Origin of the sequence: Bacteroides sp. ET225 (genome assembly GCF_024733745.1) — a bacterium.
Classification (GTDB): Bacteria; Bacteroidota; Bacteroidia; order Bacteroidales; family Bacteroidaceae; genus Phocaeicola; species Phocaeicola excrementipullorum.
In genome coordinates this window covers 18635-40575 of the sequence record NZ_JANRHN010000031.1, presented here as the reverse complement: position 1 = coordinate 40575, position 21941 = coordinate 18635, and the positions used below count along the sequence as shown (strand labels likewise).

19 protein-coding genes, 2 tRNA genes and 1 pseudogene are annotated in these 21941 nt (G+C 47.9%); 9 read left to right on the top strand and 13 right to left on the bottom strand.

Annotated features, from left to right (window positions below; all coding sequences use genetic code 11):
* The first annotated feature begins 163 nt into the window (after positions 1-163).
* Positions 164-1507: a cytidylate kinase family protein gene (locus tag NW212_RS12160; protein ID WP_258338907.1), complete on the top strand. Its 1344-nt coding sequence runs from the start codon at positions 164-166 to the stop codon at positions 1505-1507.
* An 8-nt stretch (positions 1508-1515) separates the two neighbouring features.
* Here the strand turns inward: NW212_RS12160 and NW212_RS12155 are convergent, their stop codons facing one another.
* The 3 genes from NW212_RS12155 to NW212_RS12145 all read right to left on the bottom strand — a co-directional run bounded on the left by NW212_RS12155 (position 1516) and on the right by NW212_RS12145 (position 3287).
* The gene (locus NW212_RS12155; protein WP_258338906.1) at positions 1516-2757 is read right to left on the bottom strand and encodes an acyloxyacyl hydrolase; all 1242 of its coding nucleotides are present in this window, start codon (positions 2755-2757) and stop codon (positions 1516-1518) included.
* A 76-nt stretch (positions 2758-2833) separates the two neighbouring features.
* Complete coding sequence (locus tag NW212_RS12150) at positions 2834-3118, bottom strand: DUF2442 domain-containing protein (RefSeq protein WP_258338905.1); 285 nt, start codon at positions 3116-3118, stop codon at positions 2834-2836.
* Positions 3060-3287 (bottom strand): DUF4160 domain-containing protein, encoded by a 228-nt coding sequence (locus tag NW212_RS12145; RefSeq protein ID WP_258338904.1) that lies wholly within the window; start codon positions 3285-3287, stop codon positions 3060-3062. The genes NW212_RS12150 and NW212_RS12145 overlap by 59 nt, the downstream gene beginning before the upstream one ends.
* A 203-nt stretch (positions 3288-3490) precedes the next feature.
* Between NW212_RS12145 and NW212_RS12140 the strand changes: the two genes are divergently transcribed.
* Complete coding sequence (locus tag NW212_RS12140) at positions 3491-4396, top strand: DMT family transporter (protein ID WP_258338903.1); 906 nt, start codon at positions 3491-3493, stop codon at positions 4394-4396.
* A gap of 508 nt (positions 4397-4904) precedes the next feature.
* Positions 4905-5453, top strand: coding sequence for a hypothetical protein (locus tag NW212_RS12135; RefSeq protein WP_258338902.1), 549 nt, complete (start codon positions 4905-4907; stop codon positions 5451-5453).
* Positions 5454-5459: 6 nt separating this feature from the next.
* Here the strand turns inward: NW212_RS12135 and NW212_RS12130 are convergent, their stop codons facing one another.
* From NW212_RS12130 to NW212_RS12095, 8 genes and pseudogenes are all read right to left on the bottom strand, one after another.
* Positions 5460-6893 (bottom strand): ATP-binding protein, encoded by a 1434-nt coding sequence (locus tag NW212_RS12130; protein WP_258338901.1) that lies wholly within the window; start codon positions 6891-6893, stop codon positions 5460-5462.
* 576 nt (positions 6894-7469) lie between these two features.
* Positions 7470-8039: pseudogene (locus tag NW212_RS12125) on the bottom strand (transposase); the annotation flags it as partial.
* Between the two features lie 301 nt (positions 8040-8340).
* The gene (locus NW212_RS12120) at positions 8341-9354 is read right to left on the bottom strand and encodes an FAD:protein FMN transferase (RefSeq protein ID WP_258338900.1); all 1014 of its coding nucleotides are present in this window, start codon (positions 9352-9354) and stop codon (positions 8341-8343) included.
* A 6-nt stretch (positions 9355-9360) separates the two neighbouring features.
* Positions 9361-9933, bottom strand: coding sequence for a manganese efflux pump MntP family protein (locus NW212_RS12115; protein ID WP_258338899.1), 573 nt, complete (start codon positions 9931-9933; stop codon positions 9361-9363).
* Between the two features lie 6 nt (positions 9934-9939).
* Positions 9940-10677 (bottom strand): DUF6048 family protein, encoded by a 738-nt coding sequence (locus NW212_RS12110; protein ID WP_258338898.1) that lies wholly within the window; start codon positions 10675-10677, stop codon positions 9940-9942.
* Complete coding sequence (locus NW212_RS12105) at positions 10625-11122, bottom strand: DUF6452 family protein (RefSeq protein WP_258338897.1); 498 nt, start codon at positions 11120-11122, stop codon at positions 10625-10627. The genes NW212_RS12110 and NW212_RS12105 overlap by 53 nt, the downstream gene beginning before the upstream one ends.
* A 4-nt stretch (positions 11123-11126) precedes the next feature.
* The gene (locus tag NW212_RS12100; RefSeq protein ID WP_258338896.1) at positions 11127-12077 is read right to left on the bottom strand and encodes a glycosyltransferase family 2 protein; all 951 of its coding nucleotides are present in this window, start codon (positions 12075-12077) and stop codon (positions 11127-11129) included.
* 7 nt (positions 12078-12084) lie between these two features.
* Positions 12085-12624: a DUF4199 domain-containing protein gene (locus tag NW212_RS12095; RefSeq protein WP_258338895.1), complete on the bottom strand. Its 540-nt coding sequence runs from the start codon at positions 12622-12624 to the stop codon at positions 12085-12087.
* Positions 12625-13046: 422 nt separating this feature from the next.
* Here NW212_RS12095 and NW212_RS12090 point away from each other — a divergent pair.
* The 3 genes from NW212_RS12090 to NW212_RS12080 all read left to right on the top strand — a co-directional run bounded on the left by NW212_RS12090 (position 13047) and on the right by NW212_RS12080 (position 14922).
* Positions 13047-13120: transfer RNA gene (locus NW212_RS12090), tRNA-Thr, on the top strand.
* Positions 13121-13144: 24 nt separating this feature from the next.
* Positions 13145-13218 (top strand) — tRNA-Thr (locus NW212_RS12085).
* Positions 13219-13515: 297 nt separating this feature from the next.
* Positions 13516-14922, top strand: a complete 1407-nt coding sequence (locus NW212_RS12080; RefSeq protein ID WP_258338894.1) for an amidophosphoribosyltransferase — start codon at positions 13516-13518, stop codon at positions 14920-14922.
* 174 nt (positions 14923-15096) lie between these two features.
* On the opposite strand, the gene NW212_RS12075 is transcribed toward NW212_RS12080, so the two are convergent.
* Positions 15097-16347, bottom strand: a complete 1251-nt coding sequence (locus NW212_RS12075) for an outer membrane protein assembly factor (RefSeq protein ID WP_258338893.1) — start codon at positions 16345-16347, stop codon at positions 15097-15099.
* Positions 16348-16539: 192 nt separating this feature from the next.
* Here NW212_RS12075 and pepT point away from each other — a divergent pair, with 192 nt between their 5' ends.
* From pepT to NW212_RS12060, 3 genes are all read left to right on the top strand, one after another.
* Entirely contained in the window at positions 16540-17766 is a 1227-nt protein-coding gene (gene pepT, locus NW212_RS12070) for a peptidase T (RefSeq protein WP_258338892.1), read from the top strand.
* A gap of 166 nt (positions 17767-17932) precedes the next feature.
* Positions 17933-19021 (top strand): glycine cleavage system aminomethyltransferase GcvT, encoded by a 1089-nt coding sequence (gene gcvT / locus NW212_RS12065; RefSeq protein WP_258338891.1) that lies wholly within the window; start codon positions 17933-17935, stop codon positions 19019-19021.
* 205 nt (positions 19022-19226) lie between these two features.
* On the top strand, positions 19227-20228 hold the full coding sequence (locus NW212_RS12060; RefSeq protein ID WP_258338890.1) for a malate dehydrogenase: 1002 nt from the start codon (positions 19227-19229) through the stop codon (positions 20226-20228).
* Between the two features lie 345 nt (positions 20229-20573).
* Here NW212_RS12060 and NW212_RS12055 read toward each other — a convergent pair whose 3' ends face one another.
* Complete coding sequence (locus NW212_RS12055; RefSeq protein WP_258338889.1) at positions 20574-21923, bottom strand: ABC transporter substrate-binding protein; 1350 nt, start codon at positions 21921-21923, stop codon at positions 20574-20576.
* Positions 21924-21941: the final 18 nt, after the last annotated feature.

The following is a 21941-nucleotide window of genomic DNA, read 5'->3' as shown; positions in this document are numbered from 1 at the left end:
CGGCACATTCTGTTGTTTGTGGGCCGGTGTGGATGTCCGCATGGCGGGGCAGGCCGGAGATGTTCGCCTCTGTCATGTTTAAATTAGTTTAATGCCTTGAAAAAACATGCCTCACAATGCCGGTTTTTCTGTAATTTCGCGCGGGATTTAAATTGTAACAGCAATGGACGTTAAAAGAAGAAGCAGGGCAGAATGGGCGCGCCGTTATGCCAGTTTTGTAGTCATTCTTTTTGTAATCGCTTTGGGGACTTCGTTATCTATCCGTGCAAACCTCGGCTCGTCGCCGATTTCCGCTCCTCCCTATATCTTGTCGCTTATCCCCGGCATGGGGTTTACGATGGGGCAGCTGACCATCTTCATGCATGTGTTCTTTATTCTCCTTCAGCTGCTCTTTCTGCGCGGGAACTTCGAGAAAAGGCAGTATGCTCAGATATTGGTATCTTTTCTTTTCGGCTTTTATACCGATCTGACCATGTGGCTCACCAGTCCCCTGCAGGTTCCGTTTGACATGAATCCGGCGGCAGGCTATCCGCTCCGGTTTGTCGAACTGCTTGCCGGAGGAAGCATACTGGCATTCGGCATCGCCTGCGAGGTGCGCTGCGATTCGCTGATGCTTGCCGGCGAGGGGCTTCCGCTCGCCATCTCTAAATGCTTGAAAAAAGATTTCGGCAAAGTGAAGATCTGTTCAGACACGGGCCTTGTTTGCATCGGCACTGTTTTCATGTTTATTTATTTCGGCGGATGGAACTGGCAAATGGTCGGTGTAGGTACGCTGGTTTCCATGTTTTATGTCGGCTTTATGGTCCGTGTGTTCTCTCCTCATGTATTGTGGCTCGACAGGATATTCATTCCGAAGGCAAGCCGCTTGCCTGCTGCCGGGAGCGTTGCCGGAAGCGTGTGGGGAGAAAGCCGCATCATCACCATTGCCCGCATGTATGGAAGCGGAGGAAATGCTGTTGGCGAGGAGGTTGCCCGCAGGTTGGGATGCCCTTGCTACAGCCGTCAGATCATTGACCAGACCGCACGGCAGATGGGATATACGCCGGAGTTTGTGGAAAAGAACGAACAGAACATTTCTACGGGCAGGCTTTGGGAGCTGATCTTTTCAGATAGCGGCATTCCGGCTTCCATGAATCCGTCTAAGGACGATGCGATTTATGTCAGCCAAAGCCGTACCATACGCGAACTGGCTCATAAAGGCACTTGCGTGATTATAGGCAGGTTGGGCAATTGGATTCTTCGTGACAATCCTCATGTGCTCCGTGTGTTCATCATGTCGGGGACGGATTTTTCCGCTGCCCAAATAGCCGGGAAGTTTCATGTTTCAGATGAAGAGGCAAGAAGGAAGATCGAGCGTGTGAATACCGGACGCGCCAACCATTATTGGCGGTATACCGGAAAGCAATGGGCCGACATAAGCGGCTACGATCTGGTTATCAATACGGAGCGTGTTGGCATTGACGGAGCGGTGGATATGATCATGCGGGCGGCTAAAAGCATGAAGTGAGCGGAACTTCAGTCGGCGTTGAACCGGATTCCGACTCCAAGCATCAGGCTGTTTGGCTCTTTGAACTTATAGAGCTGGTAGCCTACATGGAGGAAGAAGTTTTTCGTGATGTCTGTTTTCAGTGCAAGTATCTGATAGAACGCATCCAGATCCTTTCCTTTGCCGATGAAGTTCCGGCCTATGCCGAGGTTGATGGAAAAAATGGGCATGATGAATTCTGCCCTGGCAGAGAGCCCTGCCGAGAATTGTTCGATGAACGGAGGCCGGTAGAACTTCAGTTCGCTGGGGTCTGAAGGAACTGATTTGTTTGCGATGTGGTTGATGATGTTTGCACTTTCATCATACTGCATGTCGAGCGAAAGTCCGGCACGGAAATATTTGGTGAAGTTGTACAGGGGATTAACGTTTATTCCGGCCACGGCGAAAGATCCCGGCACCAGCATCGGGTTCAGGCCCTCCGGATAGATTCCTTTTCTTTTCGTCGATCCGTAGACAATCAGATCGTAGCTGACATGGGGAGCGGGCTTTTCTTTCGTTTTCCGGCATGTGGCAGGAGAGTCGGTTTGGGCTGGTCCGAAGAACCTGGTGATGCCGATGCTTCCGTTGAGCGTGTTTACGCCCGAATTCGGATAGTTGGTGTTTCCGTTTGAATAGTGTGCGGCTCCGATTCCGGCTTTCAGGCTTGTCCGGGAGTTGATCTGCCAGTTCAGCAGGATGTTTATGGCCATGTAGGCGTTGATTTTTGAGCCGACGACTATGTTCCACGGATTGGTTTGCGCATCGTATTTTTTCCAGCCGAAAGACGCTCCGAAGTTCCATTCATAGTCCAGTGACAGATTGGGAGCCAGCGAAACGATCCTTGAAGTCTGGAACACATAGACGGCCAGCGGATTTCCTATCTCCGCGGTGTTGAAGAACGTGTTGTATCCGACACCTATTCCTTGTACGGCGTGCGGATATTGCTGGCCGAAGTAGGTGTCCGGCCCGAATTTGAAGCCATATTTCAGATGTCCCGACAATGCGTTTCTGTTAGGGTTTCTTTCTCCGTCAAATCCTTTGAAGAACGGATTTGTGGGGAATATATATGCCGGCCTCGCATCAAACTCGATGGAATGGATGATTCTCTCCGGGATGCTGTCGTGGCTCTTTGCGTAAGCCTGGACGGTGAGAAAGGCAAGAAGGGAAACGGCGGAAATCGTTCTGAGGCAGAAAGACAGGAGATGCCGGGAGCTTGCTGGCGAGCGTTGCATTTTGTTATAGGTTTATAGGGTAATATGCCATCTGGACGCAGGGAGAGTGGGGACGCTTTTTCTCTGCAAATCTTTATCAAATTGCGTCCAATGGCGAATGTTTCATTACCAATGGGTATCGTTCCGGATGCTTCAGACTATCAATTTCGAGGTCAATGTCCAGTTCAGGCCATTCGATTGCATTCGGACCGGCCATGCGCACGTTGAGCGCGCTGCTTATGCGGGCGTCGCGTAGCCAGGGAACTCGGTTGTACGACACAAAATAATCTTGTTCTAAAACGGAAAGCATCATTCCTTGTGCGTTAATCATCAAGACGCTTACCGATGTGGGCTGCAAATTGCTGTTTGAAGTCATCTCCATATTTTTCTACTAATTGCGTTATCTTTTTCAGCTCCTTGTTGTTGAAGCCATAATTGCTGGCAAGTTCCATCTCCGGTTCCAGCCAGAATTTTGCTTCACATTCGGCTTTGACAACGTGGATATGCTTTCGCTCTTCTTCATTAGAGTATATTTTGAATGTTATATCCATCTTCTTGTCTGAACTTGGGACTCATACCGAAATGTTTTTGCTTTTTGCGAAGATAAGGAAAAACAAAGAGATAAGCAAGAAAACTTTTCCCAAGAAAGTGTCCGGAACATTTGCGCTTTCGACGGATTTTGCGTTTGTCCAAGTTTTATCAGGCACTTTTCCTATATTTTCCGTACCTTTGCGCCGATAAAAGAAAACGGTATATGTGGTTATTGTTGGCATTCTGCTCGGCGGCATTGCTGGGCTTTTATGATGTATTCAAGAAAAAGTCGCTGGCAGGCAATGCGGTTCTTCCGGTATTGGGACTGAATACGCTTTTCTCAAGCTTGATTTTTCTGCCTTTCATTCTTCTCTCTCATTTCAGTCCCGGCTGGCTGGAAGGCTCTCTGTTTTATGTCCCCGATGCAGGCTGGGAGGTGCATAAGTACATTCTCATAAAATCATTTATTGTCCTTTCGTCGTGGACATTCGGCTATTTCGGCATGAAGCATCTTCCGCTCACTATCGTCGGGCCGATCAATGCCACCCGTCCGGTCATGACGCTGGTGGGTGCCCTGTTGATATTCGGCGAGCAGCTGAATGTGTATCAGTGGATAGGCGTGCTGATGGCCATCGTTTCGTTCTTCATGCTGAGCCGTTCGGGGAAAAAGGAAGGCATCGACTTTGAGCATAACAAGTGGATTTGGTTTGTGGTGCTTGCCGCTCTCCTTGGAGCCGTAAGCGGCCTGTACGACAAATACCTGATGGGACGGTTCAACAACATGGTGGTGCAGGCATGGTATAACATCTACCAGCTTTTCTTGATGGGGGGTGTGCTGATGTTCCTCTGGTGGCCGCGCCGAAAGTCGGGCACTCCTTTCCATTGGGACTGGTGCATCATTCTGATTTCGGTGTTTCTTTCAGCCGCCGACTTCGTTTATTTCTACGCTCTGAGCATGGACGGTTCCATGATTTCCATCGTGTCGATGGTGCGCCGGGGAAGCGTGGTGGTGTCGTTCCTTTTCGGTGCGATGGTGTTCCATGAAAAGAACCTCAAGAGCAAGGCGGTCGATCTGGTGCTTGTGCTTGTCGGCATGTTCTTCCTCTATTTGGGGAGCGTGCTGGGATGATTGGAATTATGTATAATTGTTTTTAAAAGATAATTCGTATTTTTGTTGTGGAACTTAGGGTAGTGACTCTTATTCCGGTAACATAGAATTTTAGAAAGAAACGTTATGCTTATCTTGTGATTGGGAACCTAGGAAATTCGCAATTGTACACAAGGATAGCATAGTGGTTCTCACGCTATAGCGTGGGCTGCTATTACCATATCCGTGTACAAGGTTTTCCTAGGACCTCCAATCAGAATGTGGTAGCATTGCAGTTCCACGCTTGAACCAAACTATATTATATATCCTTTTGATTTTCAGCTTTGAATTATAGGAATTACTGTAATCTGATACCACAAAGTTCCCTGAATGTATAGATACGGTATGTTTTATAGAATGAATAATCGAGCTTTTATGTAAAGGCAAGTTAGTAGTTGGCGAAAAGCGTTATGAACGCTTTGTGGAAGATTTTGTAAACTGCCACTGATACATCAACTGTGAGCGGACGGTCTGCAAGAACTGCCATGAGATGAACCTTCTTATTGTTAAAGGATTGCTGACCGACTATAAGAATCTTGTAAAGCAGTTTTTTTGGTCTGAAATATTCTCATTTGAGGACAGCATGAGGCTCAAAAAGATGTATGACATTTCAAGTCCGTTGCTGCTTTCTTGCAAGAATGGCCTTGATTCCCATTTCCGTGCACCTCTCTCTTTGGACTGTAGTTTTACTGATGGACAGTTGGCCGGTATTACGGCTTGTGCCGAGGCATATCATCTGTTTTGTGTACCATCTCTTAAAATTGAGGATATGGAAGCACTCTTTGCGTGCAAGGATGGCTTCTGTATACGGGTGAACAATGTACGCCATGTGACTGTCATGTTTGATGCCCTTCTTGAAAATCGGTTCATTCAGTACCACTGGCAGTCCGTACTTGAAAAAGGAAAGTTCCTTTTATGCAAAAATGGCAAATACTTTGTCTCTGCTTCCAATCTTTCTACAGCTTTGTCTGCGGCAAGACGCAATCCTGATTCCGTATTCTATGGAATACAGAAAGCAATAAAGGAATTGGAACAGTAAAACTGCTCATGCTTGAAAAAGGTCGTCCATAGTAACTTCGCTATGGACGATGCTTTTATGTTTTCCGCCCACGACACCATAAGTTGTTACAAAAGTGATCACAAGCGATTTCTTGTTTTTTGTCGCCATCCGAAACAGTCCCATCCGCTCCCTCAGCTTCATCTCATAGCTATCGGTGATGCCATATTGGTCCGTGCTGAATTTCATTTCGCATAGGTGGATAATCCTGTCTGCCCGCTCGATTATCATGTCAATCTGAAAACCGGGTATCCCTTTTTCAGTGTCGGCTTTGCTCCGCCATGTGGATATGGAGGTTCCCACTCCTGCTATTCCGAGTGCGCTTTTTATCTGTTTATGATGACCCAGGCACACCAGTTCAAAACTCAGTCCCATCCATGCGGATACACTGCGTGCCCCCATGTTGTTACTCCACCATCTGTCATCCTTGGTGTTGTTGGATTCAATGAACTTGTAATAGAACAGCGTGTAGAAATCCGTAAGCCTGAATATGTTGTTACGGACTTTACTTCCATATTGTGACAGCCGTGTGATGAAGTCACAACGCTCCAGATTCTTCAGTATCTTGCTGAGGAATGCTCCTTCCAGGCCGGTGGCCTTGACTATATCTTCCCTTGTCATCCCCGACTTGTTCTCTGACAACAGCCTGACTACTGATATATAAGTATCGGCATTTGTAAAAAGGGCATTGTAAAGTTCATCGAACTCCATTTTCAACTGTGCTCCCTCGGAGAAGAACAGCCTGTCTATATTCTGCGCAAGGCTGTCTGCCGTATTCAGAAGACTCAGATAGAAAGGCACGCCTCCGAATATCATATAGCATTGCAATATCTGGTACCTGTCCCATTGGCAGTTCCTCTGCCGCAGATATTCTTCCGTCTCGTGAAGGTTGAACGGGGACAGGTGCAGGTTGCAGGTGATCCTCGCATGAAGACCGCCTTGATTCCCCTCTATCTTGTCCGCCATCCATGATGTTGCCGAACCTGTAGCGATAAGCACGATGTCTGTGCGCCTGTTGCACCAGCCGTTCCAGAAATTCTCCAATGCGCTGACAAAGTTTGACCGCTGTGTATCCATCCATGGCATTTCATCGATGAAAACCACCTTTTTTCTGTCAGAAGGCAATGTCTCAAGATAATCTTCAAGTGCATTGAAGGCATCATACCATGTTTCCGCCTTCGGCTGGCGTTTTTTGGATTGCCGCTGGAGTGCACGCATGAAGTTCTGTATCTGGACTGTCGCAGGGGTCTTGTGCTCTCCTACAAATGTAAAATCGTATTTATACTTGAAGAATTTGTCTATAAGATATGTCTTGCCTATACGGCGACGACCACTTATGATGACAAGTTCCGAACGGTCTGAATCCAGACACCTCTGCAATTCTTCACATTCTCTTTTCCGTGAAATCAATTTGTCCTGCATGATGCTTCAATTTTCGGCAAAGGTACTAAATCCGCCTGTGTCAGCCAAACTTTCAAGGCATAAGCTTATACTTTATCCGTTAAAATAATCAAGATAAAGTATAAACTCATACTACTTGCCCGTTTCCGAGATGCTACTTTATCTGGATTTTACTATCAAATAAAGTATAAACTCACGGATCGGTCAAATAAGGAAATTATGACATGACCTTTCTTTCCTATTGGCTATACATCATGTTCAGCTTGCTGAATTGTGTGGCACCCCCTCAAAAGCGGCAGCTTTTTGGGGTATTAGGCTCTTATATCTGATATTAATTGTATTTACTTTATAATCAATGATATAAATGTATTTTACAAAGCGTTAAGAAACAAAATAGTACTAAGAAACTGTTTTGAATTTCTCCAAAAAGTTTTTCTTGGCTTGATGTATTCGTTTTCGTGTGTGCTTTGGGCTATTTTTTGGTCTTTTCCGCTTCTGTTCTTCGTCAGATAGCCCGCTATCTTCCTCATCACACAAACGGAAATGCCTCAAAAACTCATCCCAAATCAGCACACGATAAATTCAAAACAGTTTCTAAATATCCTTCAACACAAAGGTGTAGCTTTGACGCAGAGGAAGGCCCAGCTTTTTCACAATACCAAGGACTTTTTTCACGATCTTCTTATGCAACTTTGCATCCGTGGGGTAAGTGACATTCTTTTCCTGAACTGTAGAATCAATGAAGACCGTATCATGATGATGGTCTTCATCATCCTCGTTATTCACACGGATGCTTTCCTGAAAAATAAGTTCAATCCCCTCTTCACCGATACGCTTGCGGAAATGAACCAGTTCTGAAGAGGCACATGGAGCAGACGGAGTGAACTCCTGCATCCCACAAAAATACTGATAATAAGCGTTTTCACTCCATTGTTCTACCAATGACTCATCTGACAGATTACGAAGGTGTTTCAGAATGAGCAAACCACACATTAAACGGATTGGCTTACCGAGACGACCGTTGTCCTGACAATACAAAGGCTGAAAAGCCGTTTCAAATTTTTCCCAAGCTATTTTGTCAGCCAACTGGTAAAGTGGGTGCGATTGGTTCAGCATGTCAGATAGGTTGCTGAATAAAGAAGGGCTATTATGCGTATTTTTAATCATAAATTCTGCAAGTTTCTTAACCTAAAGATAAGAAAACTTGCAGAATTATCAAATACTTTTATTGATTAAATAACTGAATAACAGTAAATAAAAATATTCTTAAGGGACGACTAAATAAATGTTCATAGTCAAAGAATACCGTTCCTTCTTCTGTCTGAGCCGGCCTTATCTTTGGCATAAGGGGTGAAGCTTACAGTTTTGCTGCATCCATAGGTTTGGTCTTTATAACGTTATAAAGCGAAGATACGTTTTTATCTTCACTCCGCAAAGGTTGTGCCGCCTGTTTTTGCTTTCTTGCCGTTCACTTGCGCATATACCGCTTCATCCCCTCGGTAGAGTAAGTCTGCAATTTCCCTTCATCATCCGTATAGATGAAATATGCATCAAGTTCCGGATGCGCGTTGCAGATGACTTTGGCCGAGTCCAGACCGAGCACCATGAAGGCGGTGGCGTATGCGTCCGCTTTGGCGCAATTGTCGGCGATGACCGTGGATGAAAGAATGTTGTGCTGAACAGGGTAGCCCGTGCGAGGGTCGATGGTATGAGCGTATTTTTTGCCGTCCTTGTAGTAAAAGTTCCGGTAGTTGCCCGAAGTTGCCATGCCTGCATCGGTGATTTCAAGTATGGTCTGCAATTCCTGGTTTACGGCCAGCGAATCATCCACCGGACGGTTGATGCCGATTTTCCACTTTTCCATCTTCGGATTTTCTCCTTTGGTCACTACCTCTCCGCCTATTTCCACCATGAAGTTTCTTATCCCTTTGCTTGCCAGCAGGCGGGCCACGCAGTCTACTCCGTATCCTTTGGCTATCGAACTGCAATCGAGCATGATGCGGGGATCTGTTTTTTCGAATGTTCCGTTATCATTCAGACGTATTTTCTTGTAGCCCACAATTTCGCGGATGCTGTCTATCTTTGCAGAGTCGGGAAAAGCCTGTGTCTTGAATCCGAATCCCCAGGCGTTGACCAAAGGAGCTACGGTGATATCGTACGCTCCCTGCGTTTCTTCCGATATCCCCTTTGCCATCTTATATATATAGGCAAGCATCGAGTCGGCCCGAAGGTCGGTGTTGTTGTTGATGTGTGTGATGACCGACTGCTTGTTGAACGGAGAAAGCGAGTTGTCTACCTTCTTCAGTTCGGCTTCGATTTCGGGCTTCAGATTCTCTTTCGACTGGTAGGTGATTTTATACACCGTTCCGAAGACGAATCCTTCATCCGTCTGATACGGAGCCTGTTTTCTGAGTATGAGTACTGTTCCAATTATCAGTATTGCGAGAAACGGCAGCTGCCATTTAAGATTTCTTTGATTCATGAGCGATTATTGTATGAAAAGATGTTCGACCAATATTTTTGTTCCGATTCCGATAAGCACGATTCCGCCGAATATCTCCACCCGGCAGTGGAAGCGTCGGCCGCAGAATACGCCGATGAGGCATCCGATGATGGAAAGCAAGAAAGATGCAGCACCTATTGCTGCGAGCGGAAGCGTCAAAGAGCCGAGCGAATTGTAGCCGGTGAAGGCAAACGAAATTCCTACGGCCAAGGCGTCGATGCTTGTAGCCACCGCCAGAGCCAGAATGACTTTCAGTCTGGTCGGGTTGAAGCTCCGTTCTTCCTCCTTCTTGAAATGTTCGCGGATCATGCGGATTCCCAGGAAGCACAGAAGACCGAAAGCTATCCAATGGTCGTAGTCTTCGATGAGGTGGCTGAACCGGCTGGCACCCAGCCAGCCAAGGAACGGCATGATGGCCTGAAACAGTCCGAAGAAGAATCCCATTTTCAAAAAAATATTCCAGCGGACGCGCTGGAGAATAATCCCGCTGGTGACCGATACCGTAAAGCAGTCGATAGCCAGACTGACCGCCAGGAGGATAATAGCCAGTAAACCCATATCTGTTTAAAAAGGTAAGTTATATATCAAGTTATACATCAGATTGAAGCTGCTTCCTGCGTTTTTCCCGAAGCCGGGCACATACCATGGTATGGAGTTTTCGTGTCCTTTTACGCTCAGCCGCATCTTGTATCTTACGCTCCATCCCATGCAGAAGCCTTTGTAGATTTTCACTTTCAGTCCGAATACGCCTTCAACCCAGCTTGCGTTGCTTTTCAGTCCGCTGTAAGCATACGGAACCACGTTTACTTCGCCATAATTGGGGTCCGTCATGTCCGGTCCGCTTACGTCGTATGTAAAGGAACTCATGCCGTAGCGGAGTCCGGTATAGATGTATCCGGGCAGATGCGTTTTCTTATGGAATATGTTGTAGTCGGCTCCAATGCGGAAATAGGGCGCGGAAGTCTTGTAGTGCAGATCGTTTCCGTCGTTGATGGCGTCCGCCTTTCCGTATCCGATTTCCACTACAGGCAGGAAGCGGTTTTTCAGGTTAGCCCGCAGCGCGATTTCCGAATTGAGAATGTCGCTTCCCAGCAGGTAGCTTCCCAGTCCGGCGATTTCCCATTCAAGCGACAGTCCCTGGTAGAGAGGAACATGCTCTTCCGCCGCTTTTTTTTCTTCCGCCTTTTTCTGTGCAGGGACAGCCTTGTGCACTTGTTGGCTCCATCCCGAAGCCAGACAAAGCAGCCAGCTACTCGCCAGTATCAGTAACCGTAAAGTATATTTTGAAGTTTTCTTTTTCATTGTTGTCTATATTCGGGTTGGTAATGACGAGTGAGTCGAGCATGCGTGATGTCGATTCGGCGCTTGTCACTTCGTAGAACATCATGGTTCCGCAGTCGAGATTCATGAAGTAGGGAATGTTCCGGTGGTTGATTGTGATCACGTCCCTCGAGCGTCTGTTGTAGGAAAGGATGAAGCGCGTCTGCGTTCCGTAGCTGAGCGGAACGTTCAGTTCGCTCACTTCCGTTTCGCGGTTGATGAGCGTGTCGTTGATGGTGGAGTCGCCCGAATCAATCTGTCCGATCACGGTAAGCGTGTCCGTGTATGATACAGACCTCCCGTACTGGTCGACAAAAGAGAAGTGTGCGAATGCCAGTGCGTTGGGCGGACAGTTTTCCACTTCGCATGCCGGGAAGAAGAAGGCCGACAGGATCATGACACAGAGTATGACTGATAGTTTCTTCATGCCGTTAGATTTCTTTCTCTATTTGGTAGTTGTTTCTTTCTTGAGAGTTGCGCGCCACGAGCTCGCCGATGAATCCCGCCAGAAAGAGCTGGGTTCCCATGATCATGGTTGTCAGCGCCAGATAGAAATAGGGGTTTTCCGTCACCAGCGTATAGGGATTTCCATGATACATGTCATACAGTTTGTTCGCCCCTACTACGATGACGGCTATAAATCCGAGCACGAACATGATGGATCCCAGAAAGCCGAAGATGTGCATCGGCTTTACGCCGAATGTAGACAGAAACCACAGGGTGATCAAGTCGAGGTATCCGTTTACGAAGCGGTTCAGCCCGAACTTCGTCTTTCCGTACTTGCGTGCCTGATGGTGTACCACCTTTTCGCCGATGCGGGTAAAGCCGGCGTTTTTTGCCAGGTAGGGAATGTAGCGGTGCATTTCTCCGTATACTTCTATGTTTTTTACCACCTCTTTTCTGTATGCCTTCAGTCCGCAGTTGAAGTCATGAAGATTATGGATTCCCGATACGGCTCTGGCCGTGGCGTTGAACAGCTTGGTCGGGATTGTCTTCGACAGCGGGTCATAGCGTTTCTGCTTCCATCCGGAAACCAGGTCGTATCCGTCTTTGGTTATCATGCGGTAAAGTTCCGGAATTTCGTCCGGACTGTCTTGCAGGTCAGCGTCCATGGTGATGACCACATCTCCCTCAGCCCTTTCGAATCCGCAGAACAGGGCGGGCGACTTTCCATAGTTCCGGCGGAACTTTATGCCTTTGACATTTCCATGCTGGCGGCTCAAGTCTTCTATTATGCGCCATGAACCATCGGTGCTTCCGTCGTTGACAAAGATCACTTCATACGTGAAGTTGTTGGCTTTCATTACTCTTTCAATCCATGCGTACAGTTCCGGCAGGGATTCTTCCTCGTTATATAGGGGTACAATGATTGATATGTCCATAATCTTACTATTTCTGTTTTCTTTTATATCTCATGGCAAACAGCGCTGTCGGGAGCGACAGGAACAGTCCGCAGAAGAAGTTTTGGGAGAGAAGCTGGAAAGTCATCTCCAGCGGAGAAAGCGATGAAATGACGGTCAGCGCGCCGTCTACCTGTTCGATTGTCGCTTTCAGTTCTTCGGATGCCGTTTCCTTCAGTGCATTCAGCTGCGCGGTATATTCTGTGATGAGGTATCCCCCGTCGATGTAGCGGAAATAGATGTAATGGGCCGCTGCGGTGAGCAGGGAGGCGAAAAGATACATTGACACGGAAAACAGGAATGCTCTTCCGAAAGGCAGGTAGCCTTCGCAATAGACTTCTCTGTAGCGTCGTGTATAAATCAGTCCCAGAAAGGGGACGAAGCATGTCATCACGAAGAACAGCAGCTGGAGTATGGGGACTGAGAAGCCCGCAGGCAAGAATATGAACTTGAAAATCCAGAAAAGCCCCATATAGGTGCCGAAACGCATTGCGTATTCTTGTAATGTTATCGGTCGTTCGGTGGTCATGTACTTATTATTAAATAACGCCTACAAAAGTACGGTTTTTCAGTTTTCCTTGCTATATAAAAACATGAAAAATCGCTCTCTTTCGTAAAAAAACGGCGTTTCCGGCAAGGTTGGAGGCGTCGGAAACCTGAATTTGCAAAGGCCCGATCTCCATCTCCAGCCTAGAGATACATATCTTCAGCCTGGAGATAAAGAATGTTCCGGGCCGTTTTTGTGCTTTTCTTCGCTTTTTTTCATGAAATGTATTGCATGTTCAAAAAATATGTCTACCTTTGCACCCGCAACCAGATAGGGCGTATGCCTGATTCTGACTGCTAAACACGGGTAAGTCCCATACGGCCAGCTCCCTTCGAATCCTCCAGGGCTTGATCGCAGCAAAGGTAGTTGGTTGTAGCGGCGCGATATGGCAAGCTTACCCACCCGCCTCTTTAGCTCAGTTGGCCAGAGCACGTGATTTGTAATCTCGGGGTCGTTGGTTCGAATCCGACAAGAGGCTCAAGTTAACAGACATATGGTTTTTGCCTCTTTAGCTCAGTTGGCCAGAGCACGTGATTTGTAATCTCGGGGTCGTTGGTTCGAATCCGACAAGAGGCTCGAAAGAGGCGGGTTGTCATGATCCGCCTCTTTTGTGCGTTGTCCCTCGCCCGGGGAGAAAATAAAAAAAACCACCGGTGTTGTTGCGGTGGCTTGTGTACATAATGAAGTTTAGTCAAGTTTGAGAATATGCAGATTCTCTCTGTTATTTTCATTAATAACAATTGCGGGGGCCGGATTGTTTAAATAGTTGTTTCCTTTTTTTTAGTTTGTCGTATGTCTTCGTTCGTTTTTCCCGTTTTTTCCGTAATTTTGCAGCCGAATCAAACAACAAATTAATTTTTTAAGAATAAAAGAATGGGTGGTTTTTTCGGTACAGTCTCTAAGGCTGAATGCGTTACCGACTTGTTTTACGGTACGGACTATAATTCACATTTGGGAACCAAGCGGGCCGGTATGGCAACTTATGCTGAAGGCGAAGGGTTCATGCGTTCGATCCATAACCTGGAAAGTTCATATTTCCGCACGAAGTTTGAAGGCGAGCTTCCGGGATTCCGCGGCAAGGCGGGGATAGGGATAATCAGCGACACTGATCCGCAGCCAATTATGATCAATTCTCATCTGGGAAAATTTGCCATCGTAACTGTGGCGAAGATAAACAACATGGAGGAGCTGGTGGCTGAGATGCTTCAGAACAACATGCACTTTTCTGAAATGAGCATGAGCAAGACAAACCAGACTGAGCTTGTGGCTCTGCTGATTGTGCAAGGCAAGGATTTTGTTGACGGCATTGAAAATGTGTTCAAGAAGATAAAGGGATCTTGCTCGATGCTGATCCTCACCGAAGACGGAATTATCGTGGCCCGCGACAAATGGGGACGCACGCCTATTGTAATCGGAAAGAAAGAAGGCGCATACGCTGCTACAAGCGAGTCGAGCAGTTTCCCTAACCTGGATTATGAGATAGACCGGTATGTAGGGCCTGGAGAAATTATCCGCATGCGTGCCGACGGGCTGGAGCAGATGCGCAAGCCGAACGAGCAGATGCAGGTTTGTTCGTTCCTGTGGGTGTATTATGGATTCCCCGTATCGTGCTATGAGGGCCGGAATGTAGAGGAAGTGCGCTTTACCAGCGGCTACAAGATGGGAAAGACCGACACGTCGGAAGTAGACTGTGTGTGCGGAATCCCGGATTCGGGCGTTGGCATGGCTTTGGGATATGCCGAAGGAAAAGGCGTGCCTTACCATCGCGCGATTGCCAAATATACGCCAACCTGGCCGCGCAGCTTTACGCCGAGCAATCAGAGCATGCGCTCGCTGGTGGCAAAGATGAAGCTGATACCGAACCGCTCGATGCTTCAAGGCAAGCGGATGCTGTTTTGCGACGATTCGATTGTGCGGGGCACCCAGTTGCGCGACAATGTGAAGATTCTATATGAGTATGGAGCAAAGGAAGTGCACATGCGCATTGCGTGTCCGCCCCTGATTTACGGCTGTCCTTTTATCGGCTTCACTTCGTCGAAGAGCGACATGGAACTGATAACCCGCCGCATCATCAAAGAGATTGAAGGGGACGAGAATGCGAAACTGGACAAATATGCTACGACGGATTCTCCGGAGTATAATGCGCTGGTTGAGCGTATACGTGCCCGTTTCGGCCTGACTTCCCTGCGGTTCAATACGCTGGAAACTCTGATTGAAGCGATCGGACTGCCGAAATGCAAGGTCTGCACCCATTGTTTTGACGGGTCAAGCTGCTTCTGACAGCAGCGCGGGCTTCTTCCGGAAAAGTGTGTTGCGATAAGGGCAATGCGAATATAAAGAAGCGGCGGCACGGAGAAAATACGGATTCCACTTTTGTGAAAACCGGTTTCTCCGTGCCGTTTTGTTCAGGATTTTTCCTGGCATGTGCCAGACTTGCAGGCTTGAGGGGAGGCTTCAGAATGCTTCTGTCATGTTGAAGTAGAACAAGTTCTGTCTGTTTGTGAAGTCCCTTCCCAGATCGAGGCGCACGTTCATCCGCGGCTGCACCTCTATGCGCAGTCCGAGGCCGGCATTGGGAAGCACTCCTTCAACCTTGCCCGGATTGGGACCCATGAATCCGCATCCTCCCCACGCCACGAATCCGAGGCGGTTTAGCACTTTCTTTATCCAGTTGCTTTTGTCGGTATTGAACATGTGCCGGTATTCCACGATGGCCAGATGGGATGACTTGTCGCGGTATTGTCCCTGGTAATATCCGCGCAAGTCGAAAGGAGTTCCCGTAAGCACATATTTGTTGAGGGGGATGTCTTTGTCTTTACCGAAAGTATGCTTGCTTTGCACGGTCCATGCCAGCACCCTCCGTTTCCCTACATTGAGGTATTGGCGGTAGTCCAGCTCTATGCGGTAGAAGTTGGTGTTGCTTCCGAGGAACTTTTCATACAAAAGCCCTGATACGTTCAGGTAGATTCCTTTGTATGGGTTGGCTGGCACGTCGCGCGTGTCGTACGTGGCGAGAAAGCCGACGCCTGAACTGAAATTCTTGTATCCTTCATCTGTGCCTCCCGCTCTGACGTAGTCGGGCTGGTCAATCATGTGTTTGGCAGGATCGGTGATGTGGTCATAGGTGATGTCTACTTGAGGACCGGCAAAGAAGTTGCTCTCTCCGATTCTGAACAGAAACCAAGGGTTTATCTGTATTCCGCTGTACCTGTACTGGCTGGTTGTGTCGCTTCTTACGTAATTCTTGTTCGTGTCATAGCCGACTCCGTAAAAGTTTTCTTGCGTGTTTTTGTAAGAGAACTGTCCGAAAATGCGGAATTTGTCGTTCTTGAAGAACAGCTGGGGCTTGACAAATACATTCAGCCCTCCGTTGAACATGAATGCCAGTGCTGCCGGTACGACAGAACGGCGCATGGCAGTGTCTTTCGGATTGATGCGGAATGTCATCAGCGCGCTTCCGCCCACCAGAACACCGAAGTCGGGCGTGTAGCTCGGTCCTCCCAAAATGTTATAGTGGAAATTCCTGTTTGCGATTTTTTGTCTGCGCAGTTCTTTGGCTGCCTGTTTTCGTGCATGCCGGATGCTGTCGTTGTATGCAGTTGTCTGTTCCGTCAAGTTCTCTTTTGCGGCTGTAGGCTCTTGGGCAGTAACGCGGAAAACGACGAGTTGCAGGATTGTTATGCACAAAAGTATTTCTTTTCTCATTCGGATCGGTTCGTTTGATTGGAAAAGCGGTTTTCTTAACCTTGGCAAAAATACAAAACTTTATTCATATAACGTTTGTTTAGCGGCAACTGTTTTCGGGCTTTATTATTATAAAGAATCGAAAAAAGAGCAATCTTTTTGGTCATTCGAGGGTTATTGATTATTTTTACCATTGATTTAAAGAGTGATTTTATGACAATTATAGAACGATTTTTGAAGTATGTTTCATTCGATACGCAGTCGGATGAATCTGCCGGCGTGACTCCGAGCACTGAAAAGCAGATGGTGTTTGCAAGATACTTGAAGACAGAACTCGAGGAACTGGGATTGAAGGATATATCTTTGGATGAAAACGGATATTTGTTCGCGACTTTGCCTTCAAATGTTTCCCGTCCGATTCCTGTGATCGGATTTATCGCCCATATGGATACAAGTCCGGACATGAGCGGCGAGAACGTGAAGCCGAGGATAGTGGAAAAGTATGACGGAACAGATATCCTGCTTTCGGCCGATGACCACATCGTGCTTTCGCCGAAAAGTTTTCCGGAACTGCTTGACCATGTGGGCGAAGACCTGATAGTGACCGACGGCCATACATTGCTGGGAGCTGATGACAAAGCCGGCATTGCAGAGATTGTAGGAGCGGTGGACTATTTATTGGAACATCCAGAAATAGAACACGGAGATATCCGCATAGGATTTAACCCGGACGAAGAGATCGGACTGGGAGCGCATAAGTTTGATGTCGAGAAGTTCGGTGCCAAGTGGGCTTACACGATGGACGGAGGAGAAGTGGGCGAACTCGAGTTTGAAAACTTTAACGCAGCTTCTGCAACGGTCAGCGTGAAGGGACTGAATGTGCATCCGGGCTATGCAAAGAATAAAATGATCAATTCTTTGCTTGTTGCCAATGAATTTGTGTCGATGCTTCCGTCTGGTGAAACTCCTGCAAAAACAGAGGGATATGAAGGATTTTTCCATCTGGTAGGAATGGAGGGAGAGGTTGAGCATACTTCTGTCAGCTATATTATCCGCGACCACGACCGTGAAAAGTTTGAAGCGCGGAAGTGTCTGATGCTTGAATGTGCAGGCAAGCTGAACGAGAAATACGGTGAAGGCACTGTTTCCGTCGAATTGAAAGACCAGTATTATAACATGCGCCAGCAGGTAGAGCCTTTGATGCATATTATTGACCTGGCTTTTGCCGCCATGCAGGAAACCGGAGTGGAGCCGAAGGTGAAGGCCATTCGCGGCGGAACAGACGGTGCGCAGCTCTCGTTCAAGGGGCTTCCGTGTCCGAATATCTTTGCCGGAGGACTGAATTTCCACGGACGCTATGAGTTTGTTCCCGTGCAGTCTATTGAAAAAGCCATGAAAGTGGTGGTGAAGATTGCTGAACTGACGGCCAAGAGGTATTGATGGATTTCCGCCAAAAGCGCAGAAGCCCCGGGCTCAGAACAGTCAATATGGATTTGCCTTTTTGTGTGGCATCTGCTTTTTCGAAGGATTCTGTGTCTTTGCGCCTCTGTGCAGGCTTCAGTTTCTTTGCGTGTTTTTCTTTTACGACCTTAATACTTTATGATATATGAAAACGACTCCGTTTACCGAGATTCACATAGCTCTCGGTGCTAAAATGCATGAATTTGCCGGCTATAATATGCCGATTGAGTATCCTGCCGGCATTATTGAAGAACACCTGACCGTATGCAACGGTGTGGGAGTATTTGACGTGTCGCACATGGGCGAATTCTGGGTGAAAGGTCCCCATGCGCTTGAATTTCTGCAAGACGTGACGTCAAACAATGCAGCGGCTCTTGTTCCGGGAAAAGTGCAGTATTCTTGTCTGCCGAACGAAGAAGGGGGCATTGTGGATGACCTTGTTGTGTATGATTACGGCGGCGATAAATACATGATGGTGGTCAATGCAGCGAATATCGACAAGGACTGGAACTGGTGTGTTGCGCACAACCGTGCGGGGGCTGTGCTTGAAAACTCTTCCGATCGTATCGGACAGTTGGCGGTGCAAGGACCGAAAGCGTTGCCGACGCTTCAGAAACTGACATCGCTGGATCTTTCTGAAATTGCCTATTATACATTTAGAGTGGGCGAACTGGCCGGAGTGCCTGAAGTGATCATCTCCAACACGGGATATACTGGAGCGGGAGGCTTCGAACTGTATTTCCGTCCGGAAGATGCCATAAAGATATGGAATGCTGTTTTTGATGCCGGAGCAGAGTTCGGAATCAAGCCGATCGGACTGGGGGCGCGCGATACGCTCCGTATGGAAATGGGATTCTGCCTGTATGGAAACGACATTGACGACACGACTTCGCCTATCGAGGCCGGACTGGGATGGATTACGAAGTTTGTTGACGGCAAGAATTTCACGGCCCGTTCCATTCTTGAGCGGCAGAAGGCCGAAGGCGTTTCGCGCAAGCTGGTAGGTTTTGAGATGATCGATCGCGGCATCCCGCGCCACGGATACAAGCTGACGGATGCAGACGGCAATGAAATCGGTCATGTGACTTCGGGCACAATGTCCCCGATGAGGAAGATCGGAATAGGTTTGGGATACGTGAAGACAGAATACTCAAAACCGTCTTCCGAGATCTTTCTGGACAATCGCGGACGGAAGTTGAAGGCAATGGTTGTCAAGCCGCCGTTCAGGAAATGAGGTTTCAAAATGTAACCTGCTCTTTGCAAAAAGGGCAGGCTATGACTAAAAATAGTGAAATTTTTCCGTAATTGGACTTGCGGATATGTTTTGTAACAATTTTTACACCGAGTGGAATGCTCGTTTAATGAAGAACTTTTTTATCTTTGCGGTGTAAAAAAAGAAAACCATACACTTATACTATAAACTTAAAACATTAAGAATTATGGAATTTATTACAAACGAAAAGCTTACCATCGTTGGTGCTGCCGGTATGATCGGTTCTAACATGGCTCAGACTGCTATCATGATGGGCCTTACTCCTAACATCTGTTTGTACGACCCGTATGCTCCGGGGTTGGAAGGCGTGGCTGAAGAATTGTATCACTGCGGTTTCGAAGGTGTAAACGTAACCTTCACTTCTGACATCAAAGAAGCTCTGACTGGTGCTAAATATATCGTAAACTCAGGAGGCGCTGCCCGTAAAGCCGGCATGACTCGCGAAGATCTGTTGAAAGGCAATGCAGCCATCGCTGAAGAATTCGGAAAGAACGTTAAGCAGTACTGCCCGGATGTTAAGCACATTGTGGTTATCTTCAACCCGGCCGACATCACCGGACTGATCACTTTGCTGTATTCAGGATTGAAACCTTCTCAGGTTACAACTTTGGCTGCTCTTGACTCAACCCGTCTGCGCAGCGAACTGGCCAAGTATTTCGGCGTATCTATGGACGCTGTTGAAAACTGCCGCACATACGGCGGACACGGCGAACAGATGGCTGTATTCGCTTCTACAGCTAAGGTGAACGGCAAGCCGCTGATTGACATCATTGGCACTGACGCACTGCCGAAAGAAACATGGGCTGAAATCCAGCAGAAAGTTACTAAGGGCGGAGCTAACATCATCGCTCTGCGCGGACGTTCTTCATTCCAGAGCCCGGCTTACGTATCTATCGAAATGATCGGTGCAGCTATGGGCGGAAAAGCATTCCGCTGGCCGGCCGGCACTTACATCTCAAACGACAAGTACGACCACATCATGATGGCTTGGGAAACTTCAATCTCTGCTGACGGCTGCCACTGCGCTGCTTTGAACGGAACTCCGGAAGAACAGGCTGCTTTGGACAAGAGCTATGCTCATCTCTGCGAATTGCGTGATGAAGTTATCGCTATGGGCGTTCTTCCTGCAATTTCAGAATGGAACAAGCTGAACCCGAACATCAAGTAATTGAGGATTCTGCGAATCTGACCTCGCGGATTGTCTTTGGACATGCCGGAGGAACTGAATAAGAATAGATGGCTGTGTGCCGGATTATACGCTTTGCTTAGGTTACGGGCATTTGTCGGGCAGCAGCATTTCTAGCCGAAAAGGGCTGGCTTCACAAACGAAGTCAGCCCTGATTTTTTTGTCTGAAAATTTTGTCAGGCTGCGATAATAACCCCAGCTTTCTTGGTCGAATCTCTGTCTTCAGCCTGAAGATGCATATCTTCAGCTTAGAGATGCATATCTTTAGGCTAAAGATACATATCTCCAGGCTGGAGATAAAGGTTTTGTGCCCTTTTCAGGATTTTGTCAGGCGTGTGCGGCACGTTTGTGGCGCCGGTGTCTGCGGTTCTGCATGTTCTTCCTTTGGTGAAGAATATACCGGCGGCGGATCTGGAAGGCACTCAGTCCGCCTACGACGCCCAGTATCAGGATAACGATGCCGCCGTTCAGGTTGTCACCCTTTACGCGCGACCATATTTCCAATACATTTACGGTCTTGTCGCCAAAGTCACGGATCATGGCGCAGCGTTCGATGACCGACAGGTCCGGATACTTCGTGTTGAGGAGTCTTGCATGGCTGGCTTCCGGACCGAAAAAGTAGCTGGCATCTACGTATGCTGCCGTTTCATCGATGCTGGCATCCAGGATGTCCTTTGAGGCGATGGAACTCACGTATCCGGTAGCCTCCATGTTGCGCAGGGCGATGTCGGGCCTGCACAGAAAATTGATGAAATAGCTTGCCGCCTCTCTGTTTCTGGCGTATTTGGGGATTACCCATCCGTCGTACCATACGTTGCTCCCTTCTTCGGGCACTGTATAGCCCAATTCCACGCCTACCTCTGCCGCTTCTTCAATGGCCCATTGCGCGTCGCCGCTCCATGTCATGTTTATCCAGGCCTTGCCTTTCGTCATCATTTCTTTTCCGAAATCGGCTTCCCATCCGGCCACGTTCGGCTTCAGCAGCTTGAGGTATTTCTCTACCGTATCCATGGCAGCGGGTGAATAGTCATTCATCAGATCGGGTACGGTTGTTTTGTGTTCTGCCAGCTGCCTGCGGCAGGCATACAGCATGGCGGTGCCGTATGAATCCCGGTATGAGTCTTTCATCAGAATCTTCCCTGCGTACCGCTTGTCCCACAGGCAGCCCCACGACCTCAGATCTTCCTCCCTGAGGTATTGCTTGTTGTAGAGCAGTCCTGCGGTTCCCCACATGTAGCATACGGCATAACGGCTCGCCGGCTTGTCGCCCGGCACGGTCAGCCTGTCGATTTGCTGGCGGATATACGGGGCTACATTGTGCATGTAGTTGGGCGAGTTCAGGAAAAGCGTGTCGATGGGCAGCAGCAGCTTCTTGCGGAGCATGCGTTCGATGATGTATTCGGAAGGGCACACGACATCGAAATCTTCGTGCCCTCGTTCGATTTTGGTGAGCATGATCTCGTTGACGTCAAATGTCTGGTACACGATTCTTATGTCTTTTCCGGTGTGTTCCTTGTAGTACTTGCAGAAATCGTCCAGAACCCCTTCACCGATGTAGTCTGCCCAGTTATATATTTTCAGGATATGTTCTCTGGAATCATCGGTGTCATTGTAGCAGCTTGATAGTCCCATACATGCCAGGACCAGTCCCGACAGAATCAAACACAGTTTTTTCATTTTGTTTTCGTTCGGCTT

What these genes read in the sequence shown, in the direction of transcription:
- pepT (WP_258338892.1), top strand. Translation starts at nt 16,540, where the DNA reads ATGACAATTATAGAACGATTTTTGAAGTATGTTTCATTCGATACGCAG.
- NW212_RS12155 (WP_258338906.1), bottom strand. Translation starts at nt 2,757, where the DNA reads ATGCAACGCTCGCCAGCAAGCTCCCGGCATCTCCTGTCTTTCTGCCTC.
- NW212_RS12095 (WP_258338895.1), bottom strand. Translation starts at nt 12,624, where the DNA reads ATGACCACCGAACGACCGATAACATTACAAGAATACGCAATGCGTTTC.
- NW212_RS12115 (WP_258338899.1), bottom strand. Translation starts at nt 9,933, where the DNA reads ATGGGTTTACTGGCTATTATCCTCCTGGCGGTCAGTCTGGCTATCGAC.
- NW212_RS12100 (WP_258338896.1), bottom strand. Translation starts at nt 12,077, where the DNA reads ATGGACATATCAATCATTGTACCCCTATATAACGAGGAAGAATCCCTG.
- NW212_RS12150 (WP_258338905.1), bottom strand. Translation starts at nt 3,118, where the DNA reads ATGGAGATGACTTCAAACAGCAATTTGCAGCCCACATCGGTAAGCGTC.
- NW212_RS12145 (WP_258338904.1), bottom strand. Translation starts at nt 3,287, where the DNA reads ATGGATATAACATTCAAAATATACTCTAATGAAGAAGAGCGAAAGCAT.
- NW212_RS12060 (WP_258338890.1), top strand. Translation starts at nt 19,227, where the DNA reads ATGGAATTTATTACAAACGAAAAGCTTACCATCGTTGGTGCTGCCGGT.
- NW212_RS12075 (WP_258338893.1), bottom strand. Translation starts at nt 16,347, where the DNA reads ATGAGAAAAGAAATACTTTTGTGCATAACAATCCTGCAACTCGTCGTT.
- NW212_RS12130 (WP_258338901.1), bottom strand. Translation starts at nt 6,893, where the DNA reads ATGCAGGACAAATTGATTTCACGGAAAAGAGAATGTGAAGAATTGCAG.
- NW212_RS12105 (WP_258338897.1), bottom strand. Translation starts at nt 11,122, where the DNA reads ATGAAGAAACTATCAGTCATACTCTGTGTCATGATCCTGTCGGCCTTC.
- NW212_RS12135 (WP_258338902.1), top strand. Translation starts at nt 4,905, where the DNA reads ATGAACCTTCTTATTGTTAAAGGATTGCTGACCGACTATAAGAATCTT.
- gcvT (WP_258338891.1), top strand. Translation starts at nt 17,933, where the DNA reads ATGAAAACGACTCCGTTTACCGAGATTCACATAGCTCTCGGTGCTAAA.
- NW212_RS12055 (WP_258338889.1), bottom strand. Translation starts at nt 21,923, where the DNA reads ATGAAAAAACTGTGTTTGATTCTGTCGGGACTGGTCCTGGCATGTATG.
- NW212_RS12160 (WP_258338907.1), top strand. Translation starts at nt 164, where the DNA reads ATGGACGTTAAAAGAAGAAGCAGGGCAGAATGGGCGCGCCGTTATGCC.
- NW212_RS12110 (WP_258338898.1), bottom strand. Translation starts at nt 10,677, where the DNA reads ATGAAAAAGAAAACTTCAAAATATACTTTACGGTTACTGATACTGGCG.
- NW212_RS12140 (WP_258338903.1), top strand. Translation starts at nt 3,491, where the DNA reads ATGTGGTTATTGTTGGCATTCTGCTCGGCGGCATTGCTGGGCTTTTAT.
- NW212_RS12120 (WP_258338900.1), bottom strand. Translation starts at nt 9,354, where the DNA reads ATGAATCAAAGAAATCTTAAATGGCAGCTGCCGTTTCTCGCAATACTG.
- NW212_RS12080 (WP_258338894.1), top strand. Translation starts at nt 13,516, where the DNA reads ATGGGTGGTTTTTTCGGTACAGTCTCTAAGGCTGAATGCGTTACCGAC.